The sequence below is a fragment of the Pseudomonas sp. PS01297 genome (assembly GCF_029959305.1).
Classification (GTDB): domain Bacteria; phylum Pseudomonadota; class Gammaproteobacteria; order Pseudomonadales; family Pseudomonadaceae; genus Aquipseudomonas; species Aquipseudomonas helleri.
This window is the reverse complement of the sequence record NZ_JASCPQ010000166.1, coordinates 1-5,929: the sequence shown is the minus strand read 5'-3', so window position 1 is coordinate 5,929 and position 5,929 is coordinate 1. Positions and strand designations below refer to the sequence as shown.

The following is a 5,929-nucleotide window of genomic DNA, read 5'->3' as shown; positions in this document are numbered from 1 at the left end:
GCGCCCCCGCGTTTTTTTTTATTTAAAAAAAACGCGGCGGCGCCCACCCCGCTCCTACAGGGGGTTACGCACGCGCCTCGACTGTCACCCAATACCGGGTAAAGCGTCTGACCCGCACCGGCAGGCTGATTTCCAGCAGGCTGAGGATCCGCTCGCTGTCATCTATCGGGTAAGTGCCGGAGATCAGCAACTCAGCGACTTTAGGGTCGCAATTGAGTTGGCCGCGACGGTAGCGGCCCAGTTCGGCCAGAAAGTCTTGCAGGCGCATGTGTGCGGCCACCAGCATGCCGTCAGTCCAGGCGCCGCTGCCAGCATCCAGCGCCTGCGGAGTGCTCCAGGCCAAGGGGTTAAAGCTCACTTGCTGATGGGCGTTTACCCACAACGGGCTGCCGGTGTGATCGGTCGGTGACAGCGCGACCCGGCCATCAAACACGGCCAGTTCGGTGCGGTTATTGAATTGGCGCAGGTTCAGGCGCGCGGCCTGCGGCTGCAACAGGCCATCGGCTGTGAGCACCTGCAAAGGCCGGGGATCTTTAGCGGTAATCAGCTGCATCTCGCCCTCCAGCAGGCGAATCACCCGCTGCTGGGCGTTGAAGTTCACATCTACCGAACTGGCGGTGTTGAGCTGGATCAGGCTGCCGTCTTGTAACTGCACTTTGCGACGCTGGCCGACCGGGCTGCTGTAATCCGCCAGCAGCGGGGTGATCGGCAATTGGTCGCGCAGGCTGTAGGTCAGTGCCGAGCCCGCGCCCAACAACAGCAACAGCTTGAGGGCATGACGACGGCTGCTGTTTTTCGGCGCGTTCAACGCGGCGTGGGCCAGGGGCGAGGACAACCCGCGCAAGCGTTGGTTGACCCGCTGAATATGCTCCCAAGCGCGTTGGTGTTCGCTGTGGGCCTGTAGCCAATGCTCCCAGGCTTGCTGGCGCCGGGGGCTGAGCGCGCCGCCCTGCATTTCCACCAGCCAGCTTACCGCTTGCTCGGCGACCCCCGGGGTGATGTCTGGCGGATGATTAAAGGCGCCGTTCACAGGGCGAAGTAGCAGCGCAGGGCGGCTTTGTTCAGGTGGCGTTTAACCGTGGCAATTGAAATACCCAGTTGCGCGCCGATCTCGGCATAGCTCAGGCCATCGACCTGCGCCAGCAAAAAGGCGCGCTTGACCGGCGAGGGCAGGCCATCGAGCAATTGATCCAGATCGGCGAGGGTTTGCAGAATGATGGCTTTGTCTTCTTCAGACGGCACCAGCGTTTCGGGCAGCTCCGCCAGCGCCTGCAAATAGGCGCGCTCCAGCTCCTGGCGACGATAGTGGTTAAACAGCACGCGCTTGGCGACCACGGTCAAAAATGCCCGGGGTTCGGCAATGGTCGGTGTTTCACGGGCGGTCAGCAGCCGCATAAAGGTGTCTTGCGCCAGATCGGCAGCGCCTTGCGGGCAACCCAGCTTGCGCCGCAGCCAGGCGGTGAGCCAGCTGTGGTGGTCCTGATAGAGAACCTCGACGATGTTTGACGGGGGCAACGACCACTCCAGCTGCGCCGAAGACGCTTTAGAGAACAAGAATTGTTCGCATTGTAGTGGCGAGGGATTGGATTGAGCAATCACCCTGGATAAATGGATTCAGCACAGCCCGTCATCTGCTTTTGCATATGAGAATATTTATCATTAATATCCGCCTTCTTTTTGACTTCCCGCCTCGACGCCCATGAACCCTCCCGAACTCAAGGATGGACCTGGCAGTGAATCGCGCCATGGACGTGCGCATTTTCTGCAGGTGTTTTTATCCCAGCGCCCACAAATGGAAGCGCTGGTCAGCCGCCGTGTGGGCTGTCGGGCCACGGCCGCCGATCTGGTTCAGGATTTGTTTTTGCGGTTCTGGCGACGGCCATTGGTACAGGTCGAGGAACTTGGCACTTATTTACTGCGTTGCGCGGGCAACATTGCCATCGATCATCTGCGCAGCGAAGGCAGCCGCGACCGGCTCAACCAGCATTGGCAGACCGAGCCTGACGCCCAAGGCTGTGAGCCGCAGGCGGCGCTGGAGGCGGGCAATGATTTGCGCCAGGTCGAGGCGGCCTTGCGCAGCCTGCCAGAGCGCACCCGGCACATCTTTTTGCTCAACCGCATCCATGGCCGCACCTATGCCGAAATCGCCAAGGTCACGGGCGTGTCCCAAAGTGCCGTCGAAAAACATATGATGCGCGCCCTAGAGGCCTGCAAGGCCAGCTTGCGAGAGCCGCCAGGGACAGCATCGTGACTCAACATTCGAAGATCCGGGTGACACCCGAGCAGGAGCGCACCGCGCTGCAATGGCTGAGCGTGCTGCACGATCAGCCTGACAGCGGTGACCAGGCCACTTTCAGCCGCTGGCTGCACGCCGACCCGGCCCATGCCGAGGCCTACGCGCAGGCGCAAGTGGTGTGGGAGTTGAGCGAAGTGGCGGGCAACACCTTGGCCAATGAAGAAGCGCTGGTGATGCAACGCTACCTGTCGCAGATGAACGTTAGCCGTCGTCATCGCCTGGCACGCTGGTCCAGCGGCCTGGCCGTGGCTGCCTGCCTGTTGTTGATGGTGGGGGTGTTCGCCGGTTGGCAACCCATGCGCTGGCTGAATGATCTGGGTGCCGATTACGTCAGTGCGCCGGGGCAAGTGCGAACCCTGACCCTGGCCGATCAATCCGAAGTGACGTTGGGGGCCGACAGCGCCATTGCCGTGAACTTCAGTGGCAACGAGCGGCATGTCGAATTGCGCCGGGGTGTGGCGTTTTTTCACGTCACCCACACCGGCCAGCCATTTGTGGTGGATGCCGACGGCGGCGAAGCACGGGTGTTGGGCACCGAGTTTGAGGTTCGCTTACAGTCCGGCGGCGCGCAGGTCACGGTGTTGTCCGGGCGGGTCGGGGTCAAGGCTGACAAACAGGCGCCGCAGCAGATTCTTACCGCCGATCAACAAGTGGCCTACGCTGCAGGCACGGCAGACACCGTGCACCGCGTCGACAGCCTTGCACAACTGGGCTGGCGCACGGGCTGGCTGACGTACTACAAAACCCCGCTGGCCGACGTCGTGGCCGACCTCAAACGTTATTACCCCGGGCAAATTGTGCTGCTGAATGCGCAGTTGGGTGAACGGCGTATTAGCGGCAGCTTCCCCAGCCAGGACCCGCAAACAGTGATTAACTCCCTGCAAGGCGTGCTCGGGTTTGAACAGCACAACCTGTTCGGGAAGGTGATTGTTCTGCGCTGATTATCTGCCGATGTGGGCTTTTAATCGTGGTAGTTAAAATTATTTTTCAACAACAGGTGAGGTAAACCCTGAGCCCATCCGTGTAGTGCTTGAAAATGCGAAAAATTCGTATTCCGTAACAAGTCATACACAGGTCATGAGCATGAAGTCCAGGGCAAGGTCGGCGGCAGGCGGTTCGGTAAAGCAGTGGATGGGCGCGTCTGCGCTGGTAATGGCAGGTCTGGCACTCAGCCCGTTGAGCGTGGCGTTGGCGCAAGACGTTGCGCAGCAGCAACCCGTGGCGCTGTTTGATTTCAATCTGCCGGCCAAGGCGTTGCCCCAGGCATTAAACGATTTCAGCCGCTTGACCGGCCTCAGTGTGGTTTACACCGATGAGGCGCCCTTTGGCCTGCAAGCACCGGCCATTAAAGGTCGCCTGAGTGCAGATCAGGCTTTGCAGCAATTGCTGGCGCATTCGGGCTTCAACGTTCGCCGCATCGACGCCACCACTTACGCCCTTGAGCCGCAGCCGACCGGCGATGCGCTAAATCTGGGGGCGACCAGCATTACCTCACAGATGCAAAACGACACCACCTATCAGCCTCCCGCCACGTCATCGGTGATGCGCGGCACGGGTTCGTCCATGGAAACCCCGCAAACCATCAACGTGGTGCCCGCGCAGGTGATTCGCGATCAGGCGCCGCGCAACCTCGATGACGCCCTGAACAACATCAGCGGCATCACCCAGGGCAATACGCTGGGCAGCACCCAGGACTCGGTGATGAAGCGCGGTTTTGGTGACAACCGCGACGGCTCGATCATGCGCGACGGCATGCCCATCGTGCAGGGGCGGGCGCTGAATGCCACCGCTGAGCGGGTCGAGGTACTCAAAGGCCCGGCTTCATTGCTCTACGGCATTCAAGACCCCGGTGGGGTGGTCAACGTCGTCAGCAAAAAACCGTTGCTGGAGCAGTACAACGCCGTGACCGTGCGCGGTTCGAGCTACGGCTCGGGCAAAAACGGCAGCGGTGGCAGCCTGGACAGCACGGGGCCTTTGGGTGATTCGGGGCTGGCTTACCGGATGATCGTCGACCACGAAGACGAAGATTACTGGCGCAACTTTGGCGTGCACCGCGAAACCCTCGTGGCGCCGTCGCTGGCCTGGTACGGCGACAACACTCAAGTGTTGATGGCCTACGAACACCGCGAATTCCTCTCGCCGTTTGACCGTGGCACGGCGATCAACCCTGCGACTAACCATCCGCTGGACATCCCCGCCACACGCCGTCTGGATGAGCCTTTCAACAACATGGAAGGGCGTTCGGACCTGTACCGTCTTGAAGTGGACCATGACCTCAACGACGACTGGAAAGCCCACTTCGGTTATAGCTGGAACCGCGAAACCTACGACGCCAGCCAAGTGCGCGTGACCAAGGTCAACTCGGACGGTACCTTGACCCGCAGCATGGACGGCACCAAGGGCGCCCTCACCACCGACCGCTTTTCTACAGTCAGCCTGCAAGGCAAGGTTCAGGCGGCAGGGATGCAGCATGACCTGGTGTTTGGCCTGGATGACGAATACCGCAAAATCTACCGGGCTGAATTGATCCGTCAAAACAGCAAATCCACCTTCAGCTACCTCAATCCGGTGTACGGCAATGAAGTGGCGGGCACCACGGTCAGCGCCAAGGACAGCAATCAGACCGACCTGCTGCGCAGCGATTCTTTATTTGCCCAAGACTCCATTCACCTCACCGATCAATGGATTTTGGTGGCCGGTGCGCGTTTCCAGAAGTACGACCAATTGGCGGGTAAAGCCATCCCGTTCAAAGCCAGTACGGATACCAACGGGGTTAAATGGATTCCGCGTGCAGGGCTGGTGTACCGCTACACCGATGAGTTGTCGTTCTACGGCAGCTACACTGAATCGTTCAAGCCCAACTCCAGCATCGCCCCGCTGGATGGTGGCGTGGTACTCGACTCGGCCATTGCTCCTGAGCAGTCCAAGTCGTGGGAGTTGGGCGCCAAGCTGGACATTCCGGGACGCATTACCGGCACAGTGGCGCTGTACGACATTAAAAAACGCAACGTACTGGTGTCGACGACCGTGGGCGCAGACACCGTTTACTCGACGGCGGGCCAGGTTCGCTCACGCGGCCTGGAACTGGACGTCAGCGGCCAGTTGAGTGACAACTGGAGCCTGATCGGCAGCTACGCCTACACCGATGCTGAAGTGACCAAAGACAACACCTACCAAGGCATGCGCTTGCAAAACGTGGCCAAAAACAGCGGTTCGGTGTCAGCGGTGTATGACTTCGGCAACATCATTGGCGGTGACAAACTGCGGGTCGGCGCAGGTGCCCGTTATGTGGGCGAACGGGCGGGCGATGCCCTGAACGACTTCGACCTGCCGTCGTACACCGTGGCCGATGCCTTCGCCACCTACGACACCCGCATCGAAGGGCAAAAGGTCAAATTCCAGTTCAACGTCAAAAACCTGTTTGACCGCACCTACTACACCTCGGCGGCCAGCCGTACCTTCGTCTCGATCGGAGATTCGCGCCAGTTCACCCTGTCCAGCACACTGGAGTTTTAAACCCGCAGGCTATGGCCTTGGGTGGGAGCGGGCTTGCTCGCGATTCAGACGACGCGGATATCCGGGCAGAGACCCAATCGCGAGCAAGCCGCTCCCACAGGTTATGGGATGAAAGCC

5 protein-coding genes are annotated in these 5,929 nt (G+C 60.3%); 3 read left to right on the top strand and 2 right to left on the bottom strand.

Translation table 11 applies throughout. The annotated features are described in order from the left end of the window. Positions 1-64 precede the first annotated feature (64 nt). Both QMX84_RS25590 and QMX84_RS25585 read right to left on the bottom strand, forming a co-directional pair. On the bottom strand, positions 65-1,030 hold the full coding sequence (locus tag QMX84_RS25590; protein ID WP_282365088.1) for a FecR family protein: 966 nt from the start codon (positions 1,028-1,030) through the stop codon (positions 65-67). After that, entirely contained in the window at positions 1,027-1,515 is a 489-nt protein-coding gene (locus QMX84_RS25585; RefSeq protein ID WP_282365087.1) for a sigma-70 family RNA polymerase sigma factor, read from the bottom strand. The genes QMX84_RS25590 and QMX84_RS25585 overlap by 4 nt, the downstream gene beginning before the upstream one ends. 184 nt (positions 1,516-1,699) lie before the next feature. Between QMX84_RS25585 and QMX84_RS25580 the strand changes: the two genes are divergently transcribed. The 3 genes from QMX84_RS25580 (at position 1,700) to QMX84_RS25570 (ending at position 5,812) form a co-directional block, all read left to right on the top strand. Then, on the top strand, positions 1,700-2,251 hold the full coding sequence (locus tag QMX84_RS25580) for an RNA polymerase sigma factor (RefSeq protein WP_048368273.1): 552 nt from the start codon (positions 1,700-1,702) through the stop codon (positions 2,249-2,251). Next, the gene (locus tag QMX84_RS25575) at positions 2,248-3,237 is read left to right on the top strand and encodes a FecR family protein (RefSeq protein WP_262124532.1); all 990 of its coding nucleotides are present in this window, start codon (positions 2,248-2,250) and stop codon (positions 3,235-3,237) included. Before QMX84_RS25580 ends, QMX84_RS25575 begins: the two co-directional genes overlap by 4 nt. A gap of 142 nt (positions 3,238-3,379) precedes the next feature. Next, a complete protein-coding gene (locus tag QMX84_RS25570) occupies positions 3,380-5,812 on the top strand; it encodes a TonB-dependent receptor (RefSeq protein WP_262124531.1) in 2,433 nt (810 codons plus the stop codon). Positions 5,813-5,929: the final 117 nt, after the last annotated feature.

Excerpts from the sequence above, each read along its gene's own strand:
- QMX84_RS25570 (WP_262124531.1), top strand. The coding sequence starts at position 3,380 with ATGAAGTCCAGGGCAAGGTCGGCGGCAGGCGGTTCGGTAAAGCAGTGG.
- QMX84_RS25580 (WP_048368273.1), top strand. The coding sequence starts at position 1,700 with ATGAACCCTCCCGAACTCAAGGATGGACCTGGCAGTGAATCGCGCCAT.